Genomic DNA, 19708 nt, shown 5'->3' with positions numbered 1-19708 from the left:
CAAAGCGCCGCAACTCTCTCTTGGGTTTTGGTTTTGTCCTAAACATTGATGGCTATAAGAGTCAAAGCTTTTTGATATGGAAGAGTATTTACAAGTTACTGAAGTTATCGATTGGCAGCATCCCGAAATTATCAAATGCGCCCAAAAAATCGCATCGGGACAGAAGACTCCAGATGCGATCGCCAAAGCCTGCTTTGAATGGGTACGAGACGAAATTTGTCATAGCAGTGACTATCAAATGAATCCGATAACTTGGCGAGCCTCTGATGTTCTGCAACACAAAACAGGTTACTGCTTCGCGAAGAGTCATTTACTAGCTGCCTTACTACGCGCAAACCAGATTCCAGCAGGATTTTGTTATCAGCGATTGAGCATTGACGATCTAGGTGCGCCATACACTTTGCATGGTTTCAATGCCATCTACTTGCCCGAAATTGGTTGGTATCGGGTTGATGCCAGAGGCAACAAAGCAGGAGTTAACGCTCATTTCAACCCACCGCATAAACAGTTGGCATATAAAATTCAGTTACCTGAAGAGGCGGATTTCCCAACAATTTTTGCGGAACCACTGCGATTAGTCGTAGAAGCAATGCAAGCACAAACTACATGGGATGATATGCTGCGTAACCTTCCAGATATTTCGTTGGATTTTGCCAAGAATTATGGATTGTGGCAATAAATATGGCGATCACTATATAAATATATAATTTTGCTTATGACCTTAAATTACCGATCGTTTCCTGCTCAACTACCCAATCCCAATGCAATTGGTGCGATCGTCGCACTGCATGGCTGGGGCGCGAATTGTGATGATCTGATCTCGCTTGCGCCCATGGTTGGACTCCGCAATTATCAATGGATTTGTCCTGAAGCGCCCTTTAACCATCCGATGCCCAATGGCAAGATGTGGTACGACCTGCAAAGTCTTGATACTGAAGGGTTAGCCAAAAGTTGCGAACTTCTTAGCCAGTTTCTTGAAGATCTACCAGCAATGACGGGCATCCCTTTAGAGAAAACATTTTTGTTAGGGTTTTCACAGGGTGGGGCAATGACCTTGGACGTAGGTTTGGTATTTCCATTAGCAGGGTTAATAGCCCTGAGCGGCTACTTGCATATCACGGAAGAAGAGTTGCAAGAGCTTTCAGGTCAATCATTCCCGCCAATTTTGATCGCTCACGGTACACAAGATACAGTTGTTCCCATCGCTGTGGCTCATAATACAAAAGAAGTCTTTGAGCGTTTGGGCGTAACCGTGGAATATGAAGAATATGAGATGTCACATGAGATCCGTCCTGAAACCTGCGATCGCATCCAAACATTTATCTTAGAACATCAAAATACTTAAGTATTTCGGAGTTTATAGCGCCATTGGCGCTATAAACTCCGAAATCGGTTTTAATAAAAGTCAGTCGTTGGCTGACTTTTATTAAAACCGATTTTTATAATTAGAATTGCTACTTTTTTTGCTAATTACTAGTCAATTTTTGATCTGACAGTGTATTGTTAAGATCGAAATAAGCACTATATAAGGAGATATTGTATGAATCTTTCAGATGGTCAAGTTTTTACCGCTTTGTTAGTTTCACTTTTTCCCGCAGTATTGGCAGCACTATTAGGTTCTGCTCTTTCCAATTCCTAGTCATTATATCTATTTTTACAGCCTAGAGGTTGCGAATGGTTGCCAAACGAGACTTATCTCCGCGTTTTTCTCCACAAGTACAAAAACAAGCCCTGCGATCGCAGAGCCAGTACGGGAGAAATGATGTTGTGAGTATGCATTCACGCAGCAGCCATTCTACCTCTGGCGAAAGTCTGTCATCGGCTTTAAATGGTTCTGGCAACTACAGTGAAGCAGTTGCTCAGAACGTCCATCGCAAAAAAGAACAGTATTACCGCGCAAAAGCAACCGAGTCAATTATTGTAATTGCTGTTAATGTTGCTTTGTCCATTGCCGCGATCGCGGCAATCGCAAAATTACTCCCTTACCAATCTTCACAAAAAGATCGTCTCGACGAAATTACAACAGAGGTAAACTCGACTGAGCAAAGGGTAAATGGTATGCGCGAAAAATTACCCCAAACTTTAAATTCTGGGAAATCTCAAGAAATGTTATTGAGAAAGCAGGGCTGGATCAAAAATAATCAAGTGACGATTAAGCTCCTCGATCCATCTGGGGTCGCTTCTCCCAGCACTGATGGCATAATGCCCACTACCACCACCGCCCAAAAGTATAACAATCGGCAAAATCCATAAATAAAAGGCGACGCTTCACGTCGCTTTTTATTTATAGCGTTCTAACTCAATTAGCCGAATTGCCAATAAAATTTCAGCTAATGTTCTTTGCCAAGCGTAGTACCATCCCGCCCATCCGTCCAAAATCCCACCTTTAACAATCAGGCAGTAAAGCAAAATCACAATTGGTGCAATCACCTTGTACTTGCGAAGGCGATCGCCAAAGCTTAATTCACTTTTTGGGGTTGTCAATAGTTTCTTAGCTTCGATTAATAAATAGCGATCTTGTGCCCAAAGCCAACGACTTGATGATTTGCGATCGTCGTGATCAATATAAGCCCGAAGACTTCCAGACTTACCATTCACTTTCAGTAATTGTGTATGTCCATCGTCAATATATATAGATTTATCTTTGCGGAATAGAACTTGACGAGGTGGCAACAAAGTTGCTCTCAAGGGCTTCCCAAATACACAATATCGAAATCGAACGAAATATCCATCCAGTAATTCAATTTTTTTATTCTCAATCGTTGACTGAATTTCTTCGATTAATTCTTCCGACAATACATAATCGGCATCAAGTGCAAGTACCCATTCAGAATTGACGTGCTTTAATCCATAGTTCCATTGCTCTGTATGCGTATCAAACTCTCGTTGCCAGACTTCTACTTGTGGATGACTAATCAAAATCTCTAGAGTTGCATCATCACTAAAACTATCAATTACAACAATTTTTTTTGCCCAAGTTAATCGCTCTAATGTACGTCCAATATTTGGAGCTTCATTATACGTGAGAATTAATGGGGTAATTTGTTCTAGCATCTTTAAGGCACTACGATTTAATAGTTTTTTGTGGTGCGGCAGCCGCGCTACAAAAAACTGGTTCCTAGCTTTCCATTTTTAACCAGCTAAACAGCGCTTCAACTGTTAGTTCTAAAGGGATTATTTCTAAACTAGGTAAGCGATCGCTATTTGTCATTAATACAGGTTGTTGATTAGGCTGAAATGTCAGAATGCTGCGATCTTTAGGATCGACAAACCAACCTAATTGGCTACCATTCTTAAGGCTATGTAAAATCTTGCCGATAACTAGGTTTGCATTTTGATCGGGTGAAAGAATCTCAATGATCCAATCTGGCGCATGATTAAAGTTATCAGGAATCTCTCCATCTGCAAGAAATGGAATATTTTGCCATTCAAACACTGCAATATCTGGAACAATTGAACGACCATCAAAAGTACATCTTAGCTCTGGAAAAGCATAGGCAATTTTTTTAGCTTTTGTGAGTTGATTGACAACGTTGCAGATTTCGTATTGTAAAAAACTATGTTTACCTTTTGGCATGATTTTTTGAATAATCTTATTGTTAATATATTCGCTAGCAGGTTCAGTCTCTGGCAATTGCAGAAATGCATCTAGAGTTAGAGTTTTAACAGGTGTTGCGATCATAATATTTAGTTGTTTGAGAATATTCTTAGACTATAGCAATAAATTCATTGACGAGAGTTTGATAAATCTTAGCAAGTTGAGCACTGATAGATTGCCAACTATAGTTCTCAGCAATAATTTGTTGGCAGCGTGACCTGTTATGTAGTTTTTGATGAAAGTTTTGCAAAAAATCTTCCAATGTGACAACGATCTCATTAATCTCTAATTTAGTGACATAGCCGATCGCTTTTTCTCTTACCATAGGTGCGATCGCAACTCCATCAGTAATCAGTACAGGCGTACCAGCAGCCAGTGACTCAATCGCCGCGATACCAAAGTTTTCAGAATGGGAAGTGAGCGTAAAGAGATCCGCACCTTGGAGATAGAGATTTTTGGCTTCACCTTTGACAAAGCCCACTAGATGCGTGCGATCGCTGATGCCCTGAGTAACCAATAAATCTTGAATTTGGCTTACATAATCAGATTCACCACTACCTGCGATTACTAAAGCAAAATTATATTCTTTTAATTTACCCAGAGACTCGATTAGATATTCCAATCCTTTTTTAGGATGAATACGTGACATAAATAGAAGGATAGGAAAGTGAGTGGGAATTTGCAGAAGTTCTCGTAGTTGAGCTTGAGCATCGGGAATTAAAGTCGGGATCTGCACTCCGTGCGTCAAAATAAAATTAGGAATATTTAGATGTAATAGATTGAATTCTTCTTGTTCTTGCTGAGTCGTGAAATGGAGCGATTGACTACGCAATAAATTGGAACGTTCAATCACATTCAGATATATCTGTTTGCGGAACTTACTTTGTTGTAACGACCATTTGCATAGCAGCCCATGGGGCATATTTATGTAAGGAACTTGCCGAATACGAGCGATCGCCATAGATAACGTTGAAGCATAGGAAAAAATTGCATGTACATGCACTAGATCATATTCAGCAATATGCTGCCATAGCCAAATTGTCAGTGATCGCGAGAAGGCAAACTCACGTATAGCATTGATATTTGGTGAAAATCTGGGAAAGAAGCGAATCGGTATATTTCCATATTCTGCAAGCTGATCAGTCAGGTTGCACAGAGGCACATCTAGCAAGTCTTTGCCATTATCATTAGTGGTGGCAATTTCTGCATCTACACCTTGCGATCGCAAAGCACCTACTATTTCAATCACAGCTTGGCTTGTTCCTCCGCGCACTGATGCTACCGAAGGAATAATATGAAGGACTTTCAATCTACTACACTAGGTTGAATTGTGATGAGACCTCGCATTCCTGCTTCAGTATGACCAGCGATCGCGCAATGCAATTCGTAAGTACCAGACTTAATCGGGATAAAAGTCCATGCAGCAGTTGTATTCGGACGTAATTCTAATTCGCGAATATTGCCTTTAACTTCCACATTGCCTGCCACCACATTTTGCGTCCAGATCGCATCAGCAAAATCTTTGCTGGTGAAATAATGCTTCATCCCACTGGTGTTACTTAGTAATAACTTATAACGTTTACCAGATTCAAAAGTGAAGCGATCGGGGAAGAATTTTAGTTCGTTGGCATTGTTGCTCAGACTAACCTTAACTTCGATCGCAGTTTGTTTCGTAAAATCGACTGCTGCTAATTTGTCTGGAGCTGCGATCGCCAAATTTGGACAAATCACCAAAATGCAAATCGCAAATATCCAAATGCTCAAAACTTGTCTGAAAATTTTAAAGGTGCGGCGCATATAGCTCTCTCTCAAAAAAATAACAGAATTTAGGACGCGGCAATTTAATTTTTGTGGCGCGGCGAAGCCGCGCCACAAAAATTAAGCCATGACCATGCCGCCATCGACATTAAATACTTGTCCTGTAATGTATGCCGCCGCAGGATCAGCCGCCAAAAATCTGACCATTCCTGCAATGTCTTCAGGTTGACCATAGCGACCAAGGGGAATAAATTTGAGAATCTCATCGGTATTCTTGAGATCTGCGGTCATATCTGTCGCAATAAATCCAGGCGCAACTGCATTCACAGTAATGCCACGGCTTGCCATTTCCTTCGCAACAGTTTTGGTAAAGCCAATTACTCCAGCTTTTGCCGCGCTGTAATTGCCTTGTCCAGGGTTACCCATTTGCCCTGCAACAGAGGCAATATTAATAATTCGTCCCGATTTCTGTTTGAGCATGACTTTTGATACGGCACGGGTGGTGAGAAATACGCCTGTCAGGTTGAGGTCGATTACGGCTTGCCAATCTTCTAGCTTCATGCGCAGCAAAAGTGTATCGCGAGTAATGCCAGCATTATTCACTAAAATATCTACTCGTCCCCATGTGTCGATCGCTGATTTGAGTAAGCTTTCCACCTGAGCTTCATGGGAAACATCGGCATGGAAGATGATCGCCTCGCCACCTTTGCTTTTAATTTCCGCAACAACTTCTTCCGCCGCATTAGCAGAACTAGCATAGTTCACGACAACCTTTGCACCTTCAGTCGCAAGTGCAACAGCGATCGCCCGTCCAATGCCTCTAGATGCACCTGTAACGATCGCCACCTGACCTTCTAAAAATCCCATTCTTATATTCAAAACTCCAAAATCTATTTCATAATTCTGGTCTTGCAAAGCGCAACCAGAATCACAGTTTAACGATTTGAGTGTCACTTAACGCATAAAAACAGGCTGTGCTTAGCACAGCCTGTTTTTATGTAATTCCCTGTAAGGCTTGGATCGCCTGCTGAGTGCGCTTAATCCATTCGGCATCACGATTTTCTTCGTATAACTTCAGGGCTTCTTGGTAAGAGCGAATCGCATTACTGACTTCACCCTTCAGCGTATACAAAGCCCCTAGCCCAAAATGTGCCTTAGCAAAAGTTGGATTTAAAGATAGTGCTTTGAAATAAGCTGATTGAGCTTCACCGAGTCGGCCACGATCGGCATAGGCAAGCCCCAAACTGGTATAGTCCACCCATAGATCTTCTTTACCGATCGCAATAGTTTTCTGGAAAGCATCAATTGCCTCATCACTATTGCCCTGAGCGCGTAATAAATTGCCGAGATTGCTATAGGCAACGGCATTCTTGGTGTCAATCGCCACCGACTGACGAAACGCGGTAATTGCCTCAGCGTTACGGTTTTGATCGGACAAAACCCGCCCCAGATTGTTGTAAGCCGCCGCATATCTAGGATTAATCGCGATCGATTTCTCATAGGCAGCGATCGATCCTTCGAGATCGCCTTGCCGACGCAGAGCAAGCCCTAAACCATTGAAAGTACTAGCAACCCTCGGATTGATTTCCGTGCTGCGTTTAAAGGCTTCCGCTGCTTCAGGAATATTTCCCTCTCGCAATAAAGCACTACCTAGGGCCGCATAGATATCGGCATTGCGAGGATCTTGTTCGGATGCTTTGCGGAAAGTCGCGATCGCCTTTTGCCGATCGTCGAGTTGGTTATATGCCAAGCCAAGGTTGTAATAAACATTCGGAAAATTCGGATCAATCTTAGTTACTCGTTTATAAGCATCAATTGATCCTGCGTAGTTACGATCTTCATATAGCGAAATTCCCAGCGCAAAATGTGCCACGGCATACTGGGGCGCAAGCTCGATCGCCTTTCGATAAGATGCGATCGCCTCTTGACGATTGCCTTGCCGACGCAGCACTGTGCCTAGACCATTATGGGCTAGGGCATATTTAGGATCAAACTCAATCGCCTTCCGAAAAGACGCGATCGCTCCCTGAATATTGTTTTTGCGTTCATGAGCTAAACCTAAATTGTAATAAACAGGAGCAAGGTTAGTGTCGGATTTGCTAAGCTGCACAAACTGGTTGTAAGCATCAATCGCCCCATTTGCATCGCCCTTTTGATAAAGGGCAATCCCCAAACCATAATAGGCAGGCGTATAGCTTTTATCGATTAAAATCGCTTGGCGGTGAGCTTCGATTGCACCTTGGATATCCCCCTTTTGGCGCAACGTCACACCCAAACCATAGTAAGCAGGCACTAGCTCTGGACTCTCCGCGATCGCTTGGCGGTACAGAGCAAGGGCGCGATCAAGTTGATTTTGCTCTCTCAGAGAGTTAGCGCGTTCAACCAACTTGATTGGTGTATTGGCAACTGGATCGCTCTGAGAAATTTTTTGAGTAAGCTCATTTGTAGCAGTCGATGATGTTTGAGCTAAGGCGATCGGGTCAAGAGCAGGAGCGAGACTGCATATTAGCGGAAGAAATCCTACTAGTGCGATCTTCGTAATTGCGGTTTTGATCATAGTTAATATTGCTTTTAGCTTGTTTCTGCTATCAAAAGTTATGGGTTGGTAAAGCAGAAATGAGAATGAGCAGTAGGTTATAGATTTATAAATTTAGAAGAACAAATTACAAGAGCTAAGTCTTGATCCATCACACCACATTAATGACTTTAGCAAGGAAACCTATCAAATTGTAGATTTCAATTATTTATCGTATTTGCAATGTCGCCTTAAGCTGATCCGTAAATCGGCGTAAGTGTTGTCGAAAAAACACCACCCAAAAGAGTAATGGCGGCGCTTCGCGCCGCCATTACTCTTTTGGATTTTATGTCCTAAACAAAGCGTACATGGCTATATGCGGATAAGGATAGCCAAAAGATTCGTTATAATTTAAGTAGACTGCTGCTTTTTCTTGAGAAATTGGGAGTAACAGAATATGTTTCAAATTGATAATCCCCTTGTTGCCATAGTAAATGGGCTACCAATCATATTTGCCCTAGTTGGCTTGACTTTGTTGCTGGGAGATCTGCCAGCTATTGTCTCGAAAAGAATAGCGATGGGAACAGATATGCCGTACCTTGGCACATCCCTTAGTCAGCCTTGTATTCTTATGGTCGCAGGGATTGCCTATATTGCTAATTTAGCCTTTATCCACTTCGGTTGGCTTTCAGAAGAGAAAGTAGCAGTATTTTTGACGATTGATTTAGCGATCGCCTCACTGAGTATCGGCTTGATTCTTTTGACGACACTTCAACACATGTGGCGAACCAAAGATATGAAATAGGACTTACGCATTCACAAAATCTCATCTTAATAAATGTTGCTTGGCAACACTTATTAAAAATTTATTGGTTCGGGTTTTATTTGTCTACCCACACAATTGTTCTTGCCTCTACGCCATTACTTTTGAGGACACTCGCGATCGCACCACTTACATCTCGATCCAAGCCTAAATTCCACATAGTTTGAAAATCTTGGTAGGACAAAGAATAAGTTTGGCTATTTGTATCTGTGTAATAAATTTGTTGGCTTTGTGGATTAGCTCCCGTCACTGCAATCCAATGTAGATAAGGAATTGATCCAACATAGGGAATAGTCAAACCGCCGACCCTAACTAAAGCGATCGCTGGTTTACCTGATCTCACTAGTTTAATTAGCTGACTAAAGTTTGTTTGTGGGGATTTCCTGACGCGATCGCCCTCCCAGCGTTGCATGACCTGTTGTAATGTCTGCGGCGGTGTACCAGTTCGCACCTCAATCCATTCATTATTCAAAGGATTACGGAATTTTTGTGGCAAAAATAGTTTTTTGTCAGTTGCGGCGCGAACTGTTGCATAGTTAACATCATGACCGTAATAACGTAATATCCGCGCTGCCGAATTTGGACCACAACTCCAGCTATCATTTTGTTCGCCTGTATCTGGCAGTTGGATTGGTTCAGATGAGCCATTAGTGGCAACTAAGTCCTGAGATTTATCTGGAGATTTATTCTGGGATTTTTTTGATGCTCCATGGGGACGGTTGAGCGTGGTAATTGCTGATATTGCTGGCGTGACTGTTACAGCGATCGCGATAGTTGCGATCGCAAGTGTAGAATTTTTTAAAAAACCCATAAAACCTCGCATGGACTTTTCGGTATTTTTACAGCAATTTTTAAATGGCTTATCGATTGGCAGTGTCTACGCCATCTTTGCCCTTGGATACACATTAGTATTCTCGATTTTAGGAATTATTAACTTTGCTCACGGTGCTGTATTTACGCTCGGAGCATATTTTACCTATGTACTCTGTGGCGGTGCATTTGGATTTAATGGCATACTTGCCAACTTGTCCTTACCTAAAGAACTGCATTTACCCTTTTTTGTTGCTATTTTCATCAGCAGTATTCTCGCGGGATGTGTAAGTATCCTGATCGAGCGGATTGCCTTCCGCCCACTACGCGATCGCCAAGCCGATCCATTACTCACCTTAGTTTCCAGTTTGGGCGTAGCCGTAGTCATCGTCAACACGATCCAATATTTTGTTGGAGCCGAGAGTTATAACTTCCCCGCCAATATTTATGGCAGCCTGCCATCAGCGATAAATTTCGGCACAATCGACAAACCGATCAACATTCGCACCGTCCAAATTGTTATTTTTGGCGTGTCAGGTATCATTTTAGCGATTCTCACCTATGGGATTAATTTCACCAAGCTGGGCAAGGCGATGAAAGCTGTAGCTGAAGATGCTACCACCGCTAGTCTTTTGGGTATTAATACCGATTTTTTCATTCTGCTCACCTTTTTCGTGTCAGGATTCTTAGCTGGACTAGCAGGAACCCTAGTTGGCTCCAGCGTCAGCATTTCTGGCCCCTATTTTGGCATTGGCTTTGGCTTAAAAGGTCTAGCCGTAATCGTCCTAGGTGGACTAGGCAATATTCCTGGAGCCGTCGTTGGTGGCATTATCTTAGGACTTGCAGAGTCCTTTGTGCCATCCGAGCAGTCGGCATACAAAGATGCCGTAGCCTTTGCTTTATTATTTATCGTCTTACTTGTTCGTCCCCAAGGACTCCTCGGCAAAACCTTCGTCCAGAAAGTCTAGAAAAACAAGCGCCGCTTGTTTGGTTTAACAAGAAATATTTTTTTCTTTTGAGTTTCATTTACTTTTATGTATTAACTAAAACTCCGTGAGAAGATAATTAGAGTCTGTATTCTGCATCACAGACATAGATTGTTTTTAGATAATTTCAAAGCATCAAGCAAATTATTAAGCAAAAACCTATACAGAGGGTTTGGTTATGTTGCACTCACTTTATTATTCTATTGGCGCTATTCAAGACGAAGCAAGACATTTACTCGAAAGCGGACGACTCACGCGTAGTCAACCCATTCATACTCTTTGTCGTTTCTTTCGCGATCGCGAATGGTGTCAAATCGAACGAGAACTAGAAAACAATCAATATCTATTGCGCGATCGTATTTGTGATTTAGTCAGTCATGAATGTTGGCAAAGTGATTAAGTAATTACAAAATGAGGGGACAAAGCCTCCACTTATTTTGTAGTGACTTGATGAAATACTGGTCTTTAACTGCACAAAAGTTATACAATCTGACAAGGTTTAGCCTTATTGCTAACCGTGTAAGCATCAATGGAGGTTATACAAACCATTGGCGAGTCAGCAAGAGCAAAAACTGAGTCAAGGCGTTAGCCTAATTAACCGCCTCAAAAAATTTGTTGACCAATCTGCTAATATGCTGAATTTAGATGAAGATGTGGCAATAGATAGGGGCATGACTCAAATTATTAAGTCGGCGGTAATGGTAATTGGTGGTGGAGAGGATAAAGTCCAAGACCGCAAAATTCTCAAAGCCTTTGTAGAAAGTTCTGGTGGCTCCCAAGCTCGCATTGCTATAATTCCATGCGCCTCAAGAGAACCTGATATTATCGGGAGGATTTATCATGATATTTTTACTGAACTTGGTGCAAGTGTAGTTGAAGTATTAGATATTCGTGAACGTCCTCATGATGACTATCCCGAAGCCGAGGCTCTAGTAGATCGGTTTACAGGCATTTTCATGACTGGCGGCGACCAGTTGCGTTTATGTGGCTTGATTGCTGATACTCCCTTTGCAATCACGATCGCCAAACGCATTGATCAAAAGCGGATAGTTTTAGCTGGGACAAGTGCAGGTGCGGCTGCTATGGGTTATCACATGATTTCAGGAGGCAGTAGTGGCGAGTCCCCTCATAAGGAACTTGTAAATATGAGCACTGGCTTAAATATTTTGCCTGAAATCATCGTCGATCAGCACTTTCATAACCGTAATCGGATGGCCCGTCTGATGACTGCGATCGCTGCACATCCAGACAAAATTGGCATCGGTATTGATGAAGATACGGTGGCAATTTTTGAGCCAAACAATACTATGCGCGTTTTGGGTCGTGGTACTGTCACCGTAGTCGATCCTGGCGAGGTTTCCTACAGCAATCAACTATGGGTTAGTGGTGCTGCACCTTTAACAATCCATAACTTGCGAGTACATATTCTTGCCGCAGGCTGTAAATATCACATGCTCAAGCGCATTCCCATTAGTCCATCGGTATAAATAAAAAAAGGCTCGCTTTGCGAGCCTTTTTTTATTTAGTCCAATCTCCAGCCTCTGGGATATCAACTATTGATTTAAGCCCTTCTAGAGTTGAAGGCAGCGATCGCGGATCCATAAACATCACTTTGCTACTGCCACTGGAGCCAATCGTCGTTCCCATGGAAATATAGCTTTGAGCTAGCAAAAATTGCAGGGCCTCCTGAGATTGAGGATTGCCCTTCATCGATTGCAATAATACCTGCATCGCCTGAGATGTTCCTTGCGCTTTAAGTACCTGCTCCTGACGCTCCGCTTCAGCCCGCAAAATTCGTGACTGCTTCTGCCCCTCTGCTTCTAAGATGGCAGACTTTTGTGAAGCTTCAGCATTAAGTAACTGCGAATCCGCTAAACCTTTTGCCTTGTTAATTGCTGACTCGCGATCGCCCTCGGACGTGAGAATTACGGCTCGTTTTTTACGTTCCGCCGTCATTTGCATTTCCATAGCTTCCTGCACAGCTTTAGCAGGCAAGATGTCGCGCAACTCCACCCGCGTTACTTTCACGCCCCAAGGGTCAGTAGCTTCATCAAGATCTTGCAACAAAACTTCATTGATCTTGTTTCTCGCTGTAAATGTTTCATCAAGCTCTAAATTGCCCAGCTCAGCCCGAATCTGCGTCAAAATAATATTTGTCATCGCTTGACGCAAGTTATCAACACGATAGTAGGCTTTCTCCATATCAACTACGCGCCAGTACACAACCGCATCGGCGGCAATCGACACGTTATCGCGAGTAATACATTGTTGCGGTGGAATATCTAGGACTTGCTCTTTGATTGATCCTCTATAACTGACGGTATCAATAAAGGGCAAGATAAAATGGGGGCCAGCAGGCAGTTTGCGTTTGTATTTACCAAAGGATGCAACTAGGGCTTCTTCACCTTGGTTAACGATTTTAAAAGATGAACTGCCAATACCAAAAAAGACACCCGCACCAATTACAAAGCTAAACAATATGTCCATAATCTTTTTCCATCGTTGCTTGAAATCACGTTAATAATAGCGCGATCAATCAGAGAGTTGCGATCGTATATATAGACACTTAGGGGCAAAGCATTCCCGCCACAATTTCTAAATTTTAGCCTCATTTTGAAAGGTTGGACTAACTTTAACTGGAAGACGTTGAGGGTTTCGCTGTAGCGTTAATTAAACTCACCTTGATCAAAATCTTTGTCTGGATCGTGGGGGCGGCGTTCGCGATCTCCTTTAGCATTGGGATGCTCTAGATCGAAGACAAAGCGACAATCGACACCATCAAGTTTGGTGGTGTGGTCATAGCTCCAACCTTCTAGGCATACGCCTGTCATTTGTGCGCCTGTGAAATCTGTGCCAATGGTTTGGGTTTCGGTGAGGTTTACCGATTCGAGATTAGCACTCCGAAAACTTGCTTCGCTGAGGATGGCGCGTTTGAAGTTGACTTCTTTTAAATAAGCTCCGTCAAGGTTTGCGCCACGCAGGTTTAAGCCTTCGTAAGATTGGGTTTGGTTGGGTTTGCCTGTGACTAATAGTTCACGTACTTCGGGGTTAGCAAGAATTGATGTTCCTAAACGCGATCGGTCTAGTTCTTTTGCTTGATTCCAAATAATACGAGTCAAGTTTGTACTCTGCTTACGAGAATTGCGAAAATCGCTACTTTTGAGATATGCCTTTGTAAAGTTAGCTTTAGTTAAATCTGCACCACAAAAACTTGTACCGCCGATGCTGGCAAAGCCAACAATAAACTTCAGTAATTCATCGAACTTAGGATCGCCTTTTAAAGCTCTCCCAGCAGTATAAGCACTGAGTAATACCGTCACCACTGCCCCTACCCCAGCCCCTACCAATGCAAAATCAAATGACCCAGCCCCTGACCATGACACTGCCACTGCGCCGACCAATGCTCCTTGCAATACTCCTAAAAATGACCCTAACCACGCTACAAATGATCCTGCTTCGGACAATGCCAAAGCCACTGAAAATACCACTACTGCCAATGCTACTACTGCCCCTGCAAATAATACTACCAAGGGATCTGCACCTGACAATGCAAATGCAAATGCTACTAAGGCAAATGCCCATGTCATTGTACCGAAAGCCTTCACTGTAAATCCCTGTTGAACAATGGCAAAGATAATGATCATAAGAGTGATGATCATTACTATACCAGTGGCGATCCTAGAGCTTGGGATATAGCGAGGGGCGAAAAATATGGTTACCCATACACCAGTATAAGCAACTAGAATTCCTGCCAATTCCGACAGAAAGAAGGAAATAACTAACTGAAATGCCACCCATCGCTTCTGCACGCCAGTCTCAGCCTTAGAGAAATTTGCCCCGATCAAAGTCGCACCTGTAAAATTTGCGCCCCGCAGATCGGTGTCACTAAAGTCTGCTCCTGAGAGGTCTTGCCCCTTAAAAGACATACCCCGCAAGTTTTGACCAGCAAAGTTTTTCGCCGTAGAGGTCATAGCAGCTATTCCCAGATTTTTAGATTGATTTTACGATGATTCTCCTAAATTGTCCGTAATAGTTGTTAAGTAACTAAGCCTAAAAACACCTGAAAAGCAGAGATTGAGATCTCCGACTTTTTTTGTGACTAATGAGAATGATCTGCCGATCGCAAAGAAAAAGTCGGAGATCTGGGCGTTTACAGGTTTCTTTTTTATGCTTCGATACCCAATGTTGCTAGGCGATCGCGTAATTTTTGAGCCTCTAATTCAGCCAGTCTAGCCCGTTCTTCCGCAGATTCGGCACGTTGAGTTTGTTCCTGTAAGGCAGCAAATAGCTCACTGGGAATCAACAATTTTTCACCATTATCTTGTCGATAAAAATTAATCAGAGAATCTTCGACTTCGAGACGCAATCCTAAAACTTGACTCAAGCCATCAGCGATCGCATCGTAAACCAGAGATGCCTCCTCATTTTCTGGCAGATTGGCTTGACGACGGTAGCCGCGCAATTTTTCGGTTATCCATTCACCTTTAGGATCAAAAAGCCAATATTCCTGCACACCGATACTTTCGTAAAGCTCCCGCTTTTTGGCTTGGTCGTGAGCTTGTGTACTCGCCGAAGTCATCTCTAAAATAATGCTGGGGACTTTCCCTGTTTCCCAAATTTTGTAGTTGTCATAGGGCTGCTGCGGAATGTCAAAAATCACCATCACATCAGGAGCAACCCGCAATCTGGAAAAACCCTGCGCGTAATACAAAAACTGATCGGCAAGGACAACAGGCGATCGCTCTGCAAACTTTTCGGCTAAATAATTGCGTAAAACGGCAACCGTCGCAATGATTGCATCAGCATGAACAGAAGTCTCTGCCAAGGGTTCACCATCCTCAGAAGGATAAAATATTTCTTTTGGTATTTCTTGAATTTGTTGAATAGACTCAAGATCGGGGGCAATAATTGGTGTCATAGCTCAAACAATGCGATCGCACTGACAGCAGGGGACTTTCTAAATTATAGCGACCGCGATAAATATACTGAGTTTCGATGCGATCGCTGAAAATGTTAACGTATTAAGAGAAATTTACAATTCACTAAGCCTTGTTTTTAATGGCTAATTCCTGATGGCTAAATGTGTAATTAATCGCCGTGCTGAGTTTTCAGCCAGTCATCGCTACTGGCTACCCGAAATTCCAGACGAGGAAAATCAAGCCAAATTTGGCTTATGCACTAACTTTCCACCCCACGGACATAACTATGTCTTGTACGTTGGGATGCAAGGAGAGATTGACAACACTGGCATGGTGCTAAATCTTTCAGAGGTTAAACACACCATTGCCCGCGAAGTAACTGCTCAATTAAATTTTTCCTATCTCAACCAAGCATGGGAAGAGTTTCAGCAAACTTTACCAACTACCGAAAATATTGCCCGTGTCATTTGGCAGCGACTAGAATCGCATCTGCCATTGGTCAATATTCGCTTATACGAACAACCTGAACTCTGGGCTGATTACAAAGGTAACGACATGCAAGCATATTTAACGATTAGCACTCACTTTTCCGCCGCCCATCGCCTCGCTCTAGATACCCTCTCTCTCGAAGAAAATACTGCAATCTATGGCAAATGCGCCCGTGTGCATGGTCATGGACATAATTACCATTTAGAAGTTTCCATTGCTGGCGAAATTGATCCACGCACGGGCATGATTGCCGATTTGAGCGATTTTCAAAAAGCTTTAGACCAACATATACTCGATCCAATGGATCATACGTTCTTGAATAAAGATATTCCTTACTTTGCCGAAGTTGTACCAACCGCCGAAAATATTGCTGTCTATATTCAAAAAGTTTTGACTCAGCCAATTCGCGACATCGGCGCAAAGCTGCACAGCATTAAGTTGATTGAAAGCCCAAATAACTCCTGCGAAGTTTACGGCGAATATCAACTTTCTGACATTGAGCATTCATTAGAAGAGGCTTTAGCCAAGGTTAGCTAAAGCCAAAATTAAGATAGGCGGCGCAAATCCGCCTATCCGAGAATCAAGTTACAGAAATATTTATTATGTCAGAATTAAATGCGGCGGCAGAACATGAGTCTGTAGAAGAGATTGTCATCGATCACCTTGAGTTAGGCAAGGTAATTGCGCGGCTGACTAACACCCTAGAAGATGGTGTCAAAAATGGGATTAAACGCGGATTACTGCATTTACCAGCTAGCGATCGCCATTTGTTACTCATCGCATCCGACATGGTGCAAAAATCCAAGAAATTTCCTAATTACAAGCTGACCTTTTATCACAAGGGCATGGGCGAAGGCACAAACACTTGTGCTGTCACCTTTACAGAATTATAAGTAGGCAAGGTGCTTACTTAAACATGAGCAGATGATTGCCAAGCTGAAGCCAACCGCACAGGATGCAGTTCTCGGAGGTCAAGTACCACCGCCACTTGGTGCTGTGGTGCTAGGTGGTTTAGACGGGGTGAAAAGAAGATTAGCTAGTCCCGCGATCGCACCCAGAATTGCCGCTCTTAGAGAAGCTCTTAACTATGGCGAAACAGGTTTGAACTTGGTTTTGCAAGGTTTAGAAGATGAATCGCTCAAAGTACAGCGCACAGCGCTCTTATTACTCTGGCGTAGGTCTGAATCTCATATCCGTCAAGCATTAGCCGAATATAGTCAATATCACCTATTTGATATCGTCGATACTCTACAAGGTCATGCCGATGCGATCGCCTCTCTTGCCTTATCAACAAATGGCAGAATCTTATATAGCGCTGGCGCAGACTTCACGATCAAGGTTTGGGACTTAGGAAAAGGGGGAAATAAGCAGATTGGTACAATCCGTGGTCATAACCATATTGTTACCTCCATTGCTCTCAGTGCTAATGGCAGAATATTAGTCAGTGGCAGTCGCGATAAAACGATTAAGCTTTGGGATGCGCGATCGGGCAAAGAACTACTAACGCTCACAGGGCATATCGGCTATGTCAACTCAGTGGCAATTACGCCCGATGGCAAAACTTTAGTTACAGGCAGCCAAGACACCACGATTAAACTTTGGGATATCAGAACAGGGACAGAAATTTGCACTCTGCGCGGTCACACAAGTCTCGTAGATTCTGTTGCCATGAGTCCAGATGGTAAGGCGATAGCAAGTTGCAGTTGGGACACGACGATCCGCGTATGGGACTTAATTTCTGGCAAACAACGTTGGGAATTTATCGGACACTCGGCGCGAGTTCTCTCCTTTGCGATTAGTCCCGATGGACGCACCCTTGTCAGTGGCAGTCTCGATACACGCATTAAGGTTTGGGATTTGCAAACAGGTAAAGCGATTCGCACCTTAGAAGGACATTGGGGTTGGGTGAAGTCTCTGACAATTAGTCGAGATGGCAAAACCTTAATTAGCGCCAGTTATAAAGAAATTCGCGTGTGGAACCTAGAAACAGGTGAACCAATTCAGGTTCTCAATGGACATGTTAATCTGATCAATGCGATCGCCCTCAGTCAAGATGGACAAACCTTAGTTACTGGCGGCGAAGATTGCAATATTCATGTATGGGGTGTCCCATAAAAAAGGTCGTGCTTCGCTCGACCTTTTTTATATTTTTAACTACTGCGTAATCGCTTAATTTGGCGATCGCTTTGTTGCGCCCATTGAAGATTTTTTTGCTGATTAAAATAAGCTTGCGCTTGAATAAAAGATTGAATTGCGTCTTGCTTTTGTCCAGCCCTTACCTGAGCAACACCAAGCGTATAATAAGCCTCGGCATAGTCTTTTCGGAATTGCAAAGCGTTACGCAGTTGCCCGATCGCCTGTTCTGTTTCACCTTGAATCAATAAAGCTGCCCCCAAATTGTAATAAGCCTCTGCATATTCAGGATTCAGTTGCAATGCTTTGGCATAGTAAGCGATCGCCTTTTGAATATCGCCCTGCGTTTGAATTAATAAACCTAAGTTATAAATCGTTTCAGGTGCTTGAGGATTTAGCTTTAGGGCTTGATTGAGATTGGCGATCGCATTGTTTATATCTTTTTTGTCTTTAAATGCTAGACCGAGATTGTAATAGGCAACTGAAAGTTTTGGATCGAGACGAACGGCTTTTTGTAAATTAGATATGGCTTGATTAGGATCTCCTGACTGCAACTGGGCTGCACCTAAATTACTGTAAGCGATCGCAAACTTTGGATCGAGTCTGGTTGCTCGTTGAAAAGAATGAATTGCTTCTTTGAGTTTGCCCCCCTGCGCGTAAGCCAGACCAAGGTTGTAATGCGCAGCCGTGAGTTCAGGGTTTTTCTTGATCGCAGCCCGAAAAATCACCACCGCCCCCTCCAAATTCCCCAAACGCACATAAGCATTCCCACGTTCTAAAAGCTGATCGGCAGTTTCGTTAGGCGGAACAACAATCTGTTGCTGGATCTGAACTTTTTGCGGTGGTTTTTCACGCAGTTGCGCGATTGCTAAATCTGCACAACTCAAACCAACTACTAAGACCGACGCGAAAACTCCCAAAACTGGTTTCATAATCTTTTCTGGTCTGAATTCTTGATAAAGAATGTTAAATTGAGAAAGCTAAATTTGAGTAAGAAATTAGCGATCGCTATTAATCCCAAAGCTTTATAAATAAGCTTCACAAATACAAGCCCTGTAAACATGATTCTCGTTATCGACAATTACGACAGCTTTACCTATAACCTTGTACAGTACCTTGGGGAATTATTACCCGAATTCCGTACATTAGGCGAAATTATAGTTAAACGAAATGACGAAATAAGCATCGAAGAAGTTAAACAACTTCGACCCTCAGGAGTCGTAATTTCACCAGGACCTGGTCGCCCTGAAGAAGCAGGGGTATCCCTAGATATTATTCGGGAAATGGACGTAAATACTCCGATATTAGGCGTATGTCTCGGACATCAGAGTATGGGTTTGATGTATGGTGGCAAAGTTGTCTCCGCACCTTACTTAATGCATGGCAAGACATCACAAATTTATCATACGGGAGTCGGTATTTTGGCAGGACTAGCCAATCCTTTTACCGCAACTCGCTACCACAGTTTGGTTATTGATCGTCACAACTGTCCAGATGTACTTGAAGTTACAGCATGGACTGAAGATGACATAATCATGGGAGTCCGACACAAACAATATCCTCACGTTCAGGGCGTACAATTCCATCCTGAAAGCATCTTGACTGAAGCAGGCAAAGACTTGCTGAGAAACTTCCTAAAAGGATTAAGCGTCACAGTCTAATACTTTAAGTACCGTT

The 19708-nt window shown here is 42.9% G+C and carries 23 protein-coding genes; 12 read left to right on the top strand and 11 right to left on the bottom strand.

The features are described from left to right. Positions 1–76: 76 nt before the first annotated feature. The 4 genes from APA_RS21310 to APA_RS21295 all read left to right on the top strand — a co-directional run bounded on the left by APA_RS21310 (position 77) and on the right by APA_RS21295 (position 2253). Complete coding sequence (locus APA_RS21310) at positions 77–679, top strand: transglutaminase family protein (RefSeq protein WP_201324236.1); 603 nt, start codon at positions 77–79, stop codon at positions 677–679. Positions 680–715: 36 nt separating this feature from the next. Next, complete coding sequence (locus APA_RS21305; protein WP_201324235.1) at positions 716–1345, top strand: alpha/beta hydrolase; 630 nt, start codon at positions 716–718, stop codon at positions 1343–1345. Positions 1346–1540: 195 nt separating this feature from the next. After that, positions 1541–1639 carry a photosystem I reaction center subunit XII gene (gene psaM, locus APA_RS21300; protein WP_201324234.1) on the top strand — a complete coding sequence of 33 codons (99 nt, stop codon included), beginning with the start codon at positions 1541–1543 and terminating at the stop codon, positions 1637–1639. Between the two features lie 35 nt (positions 1640–1674). Continuing rightward, entirely contained in the window at positions 1675–2253 is a 579-nt protein-coding gene (locus tag APA_RS21295; RefSeq protein ID WP_201324233.1) for a hypothetical protein, read from the top strand. 27 nt (positions 2254–2280) lie between these two features. On the opposite strand, the gene APA_RS21290 is transcribed toward APA_RS21295, so the two are convergent. From APA_RS21290 to APA_RS21265, 6 genes are all read right to left on the bottom strand, one after another. Then, positions 2281–3054 carry a glycosyltransferase family 2 protein gene (locus APA_RS21290; RefSeq protein ID WP_201324232.1) on the bottom strand — a complete coding sequence of 258 codons (774 nt, stop codon included), beginning with the start codon at positions 3052–3054 and terminating at the stop codon, positions 2281–2283. A 64-nt stretch (positions 3055–3118) separates the two neighbouring features. After that, positions 3119–3682 carry a Uma2 family endonuclease gene (locus tag APA_RS21285; protein WP_201324231.1) on the bottom strand — a complete coding sequence of 188 codons (564 nt, stop codon included), beginning with the start codon at positions 3680–3682 and terminating at the stop codon, positions 3119–3121. 25 nt (positions 3683–3707) lie between these two features. Further along, positions 3708–4907 carry a glycosyltransferase gene (locus APA_RS21280; protein ID WP_201324230.1) on the bottom strand — a complete coding sequence of 400 codons (1200 nt, stop codon included), beginning with the start codon at positions 4905–4907 and terminating at the stop codon, positions 3708–3710. Beyond that, positions 4904–5395, bottom strand: a complete 492-nt coding sequence (locus APA_RS21275; RefSeq protein WP_201324229.1) for a plastocyanin/azurin family copper-binding protein — start codon at positions 5393–5395, stop codon at positions 4904–4906. Before APA_RS21275 ends, APA_RS21280 begins: the two co-directional genes overlap by 4 nt. 81 nt (positions 5396–5476) lie before the next feature. Then, positions 5477–6223: a 3-oxoacyl-[acyl-carrier-protein] reductase gene (fabG, locus tag APA_RS21270; RefSeq protein WP_201324228.1), complete on the bottom strand. Its 747-nt coding sequence runs from the start codon at positions 6221–6223 to the stop codon at positions 5477–5479. Between the two features lie 127 nt (positions 6224–6350). Next, complete coding sequence (locus tag APA_RS21265; RefSeq protein WP_201324227.1) at positions 6351–7913, bottom strand: tetratricopeptide repeat protein; 1563 nt, start codon at positions 7911–7913, stop codon at positions 6351–6353. A gap of 415 nt (positions 7914–8328) precedes the next feature. Here APA_RS21265 and APA_RS21260 point away from each other — a divergent pair, with 415 nt between their 5' ends. After that, positions 8329–8676, top strand: a complete 348-nt coding sequence (locus tag APA_RS21260; RefSeq protein WP_201324226.1) for a hypothetical protein — start codon at positions 8329–8331, stop codon at positions 8674–8676. A 76-nt stretch (positions 8677–8752) separates the two neighbouring features. Here APA_RS21260 and APA_RS21255 read toward each other — a convergent pair whose 3' ends face one another. Beyond that, entirely contained in the window at positions 8753–9505 is a 753-nt protein-coding gene (locus tag APA_RS21255; RefSeq protein ID WP_201324225.1) for a C39 family peptidase, read from the bottom strand. Positions 9506–9515: 10 nt separating this feature from the next. Between APA_RS21255 and APA_RS21250 the strand changes: the two genes are divergently transcribed. From APA_RS21250 to APA_RS21240, 3 genes are all read left to right on the top strand, one after another. Then, a complete protein-coding gene (locus APA_RS21250) occupies positions 9516–10472 on the top strand; it encodes a branched-chain amino acid ABC transporter permease (RefSeq protein ID WP_201324224.1) in 957 nt (318 codons plus the stop codon). Positions 10473–10668: 196 nt separating this feature from the next. Further along, positions 10669–10890 (top strand): DUF4327 family protein, encoded by a 222-nt coding sequence (locus APA_RS21245; RefSeq protein WP_201324223.1) that lies wholly within the window; start codon positions 10669–10671, stop codon positions 10888–10890. Positions 10891–11038: 148 nt separating this feature from the next. Continuing rightward, positions 11039–11977 (top strand): cyanophycinase, encoded by a 939-nt coding sequence (locus APA_RS21240; RefSeq protein WP_201324222.1) that lies wholly within the window; start codon positions 11039–11041, stop codon positions 11975–11977. 31 nt (positions 11978–12008) lie between these two features. Here APA_RS21240 and APA_RS21235 read toward each other — a convergent pair whose 3' ends face one another. The 3 genes from APA_RS21235 to APA_RS21225 all read right to left on the bottom strand — a co-directional run bounded on the left by APA_RS21235 (position 12009) and on the right by APA_RS21225 (position 15408). Further along, positions 12009–12977, bottom strand: a complete 969-nt coding sequence (locus tag APA_RS21235) for an SPFH domain-containing protein (protein WP_201324221.1) — start codon at positions 12975–12977, stop codon at positions 12009–12011. Positions 12978–13156: 179 nt separating this feature from the next. Then, positions 13157–14461, bottom strand: a complete 1305-nt coding sequence (locus APA_RS21230) for a pentapeptide repeat-containing protein (protein ID WP_201324220.1) — start codon at positions 14459–14461, stop codon at positions 13157–13159. Positions 14462–14655: 194 nt separating this feature from the next. After that, positions 14656–15408: a Uma2 family endonuclease gene (locus APA_RS21225; protein WP_201324219.1), complete on the bottom strand. Its 753-nt coding sequence runs from the start codon at positions 15406–15408 to the stop codon at positions 14656–14658. A gap of 154 nt (positions 15409–15562) precedes the next feature. On the opposite strand from APA_RS21225, the gene APA_RS21220 reads away from it, so the two are divergent. The 3 genes from APA_RS21220 to APA_RS21210 all read left to right on the top strand — a co-directional run bounded on the left by APA_RS21220 (position 15563) and on the right by APA_RS21210 (position 18013). Then, entirely contained in the window at positions 15563–16435 is an 873-nt protein-coding gene (locus APA_RS21220; protein ID WP_201324218.1) for a 6-carboxytetrahydropterin synthase, read from the top strand. Positions 16436–16500: 65 nt separating this feature from the next. Next, positions 16501–16791: a hypothetical protein gene (locus APA_RS21215; protein WP_201324217.1), complete on the top strand. Its 291-nt coding sequence runs from the start codon at positions 16501–16503 to the stop codon at positions 16789–16791. 31 nt (positions 16792–16822) lie between these two features. Further along, complete coding sequence (locus APA_RS21210) at positions 16823–18013, top strand: WD40 repeat domain-containing protein (protein WP_201324216.1); 1191 nt, start codon at positions 16823–16825, stop codon at positions 18011–18013. A gap of 35 nt (positions 18014–18048) precedes the next feature. On the opposite strand, the gene APA_RS21205 is transcribed toward APA_RS21210, so the two are convergent. Beyond that, a complete protein-coding gene (locus tag APA_RS21205; protein WP_201324215.1) occupies positions 18049–18963 on the bottom strand; it encodes a lipopolysaccharide assembly protein LapB in 915 nt (304 codons plus the stop codon). A gap of 129 nt (positions 18964–19092) precedes the next feature. On the opposite strand from APA_RS21205, the gene APA_RS21200 reads away from it, so the two are divergent. Further along, positions 19093–19692: an aminodeoxychorismate/anthranilate synthase component II gene (locus APA_RS21200; RefSeq protein WP_201324214.1), complete on the top strand. Its 600-nt coding sequence runs from the start codon at positions 19093–19095 to the stop codon at positions 19690–19692. Positions 19693–19708: the final 16 nt, after the last annotated feature.

It is taken from the genome of Pseudanabaena sp. lw0831 (genome assembly GCF_016584665.1).
Classification (GTDB): Bacteria; Cyanobacteriota; Cyanobacteriia; order Pseudanabaenales; family Pseudanabaenaceae; genus Pseudanabaena.
The sequence above is the reverse complement of the archived record's forward strand: the minus strand, read 5'-3'. Positions and strand labels throughout refer to the sequence as shown.

Excerpts from the sequence above, each read along its gene's own strand:
- APA_RS21310 (WP_201324236.1), top strand. The coding sequence starts at position 77 with ATGGAAGAGTATTTACAAGTTACTGAAGTTATCGATTGGCAGCATCCC.
- APA_RS21305 (WP_201324235.1), top strand. The coding sequence starts at position 716 with ATGACCTTAAATTACCGATCGTTTCCTGCTCAACTACCCAATCCCAAT.
- psaM (WP_201324234.1), top strand. The coding sequence starts at position 1,541 with ATGAATCTTTCAGATGGTCAAGTTTTTACCGCTTTGTTAGTTTCACTT.
- APA_RS21295 (WP_201324233.1), top strand. The coding sequence starts at position 1,675 with ATGGTTGCCAAACGAGACTTATCTCCGCGTTTTTCTCCACAAGTACAA.
- APA_RS21290 (WP_201324232.1), bottom strand. The coding sequence starts at position 3,054 with ATGCTAGAACAAATTACCCCATTAATTCTCACGTATAATGAAGCTCCA.
- APA_RS21285 (WP_201324231.1), bottom strand. The coding sequence starts at position 3,682 with ATGATCGCAACACCTGTTAAAACTCTAACTCTAGATGCATTTCTGCAA.
- APA_RS21275 (WP_201324229.1), bottom strand. The coding sequence starts at position 5,395 with ATGCGCCGCACCTTTAAAATTTTCAGACAAGTTTTGAGCATTTGGATA.
- fabG (WP_201324228.1), bottom strand. The coding sequence starts at position 6,223 with ATGGGATTTTTAGAAGGTCAGGTGGCGATCGTTACAGGTGCATCTAGA.
- APA_RS21265 (WP_201324227.1), bottom strand. The coding sequence starts at position 7,913 with ATGATCAAAACCGCAATTACGAAGATCGCACTAGTAGGATTTCTTCCG.
- APA_RS21260 (WP_201324226.1), top strand. The coding sequence starts at position 8,329 with ATGTTTCAAATTGATAATCCCCTTGTTGCCATAGTAAATGGGCTACCA.
- APA_RS21255 (WP_201324225.1), bottom strand. The coding sequence starts at position 9,505 with ATGGGTTTTTTAAAAAATTCTACACTTGCGATCGCAACTATCGCGATC.
- APA_RS21250 (WP_201324224.1), top strand. The coding sequence starts at position 9,516 with ATGGACTTTTCGGTATTTTTACAGCAATTTTTAAATGGCTTATCGATT.
- APA_RS21245 (WP_201324223.1), top strand. The coding sequence starts at position 10,669 with ATGTTGCACTCACTTTATTATTCTATTGGCGCTATTCAAGACGAAGCA.
- APA_RS21235 (WP_201324221.1), bottom strand. The coding sequence starts at position 12,977 with ATGGACATATTGTTTAGCTTTGTAATTGGTGCGGGTGTCTTTTTTGGT.
- APA_RS21230 (WP_201324220.1), bottom strand. The coding sequence starts at position 14,461 with ATGACCTCTACGGCGAAAAACTTTGCTGGTCAAAACTTGCGGGGTATG.
- APA_RS21225 (WP_201324219.1), bottom strand. The coding sequence starts at position 15,408 with ATGACACCAATTATTGCCCCCGATCTTGAGTCTATTCAACAAATTCAA.
- APA_RS21220 (WP_201324218.1), top strand. The coding sequence starts at position 15,563 with ATGGCTAAATGTGTAATTAATCGCCGTGCTGAGTTTTCAGCCAGTCAT.
- APA_RS21215 (WP_201324217.1), top strand. The coding sequence starts at position 16,501 with ATGTCAGAATTAAATGCGGCGGCAGAACATGAGTCTGTAGAAGAGATT.
- APA_RS21210 (WP_201324216.1), top strand. The coding sequence starts at position 16,823 with ATGATTGCCAAGCTGAAGCCAACCGCACAGGATGCAGTTCTCGGAGGT.
- APA_RS21205 (WP_201324215.1), bottom strand. The coding sequence starts at position 18,963 with ATGAAACCAGTTTTGGGAGTTTTCGCGTCGGTCTTAGTAGTTGGTTTG.
- APA_RS21200 (WP_201324214.1), top strand. The coding sequence starts at position 19,093 with ATGATTCTCGTTATCGACAATTACGACAGCTTTACCTATAACCTTGTA.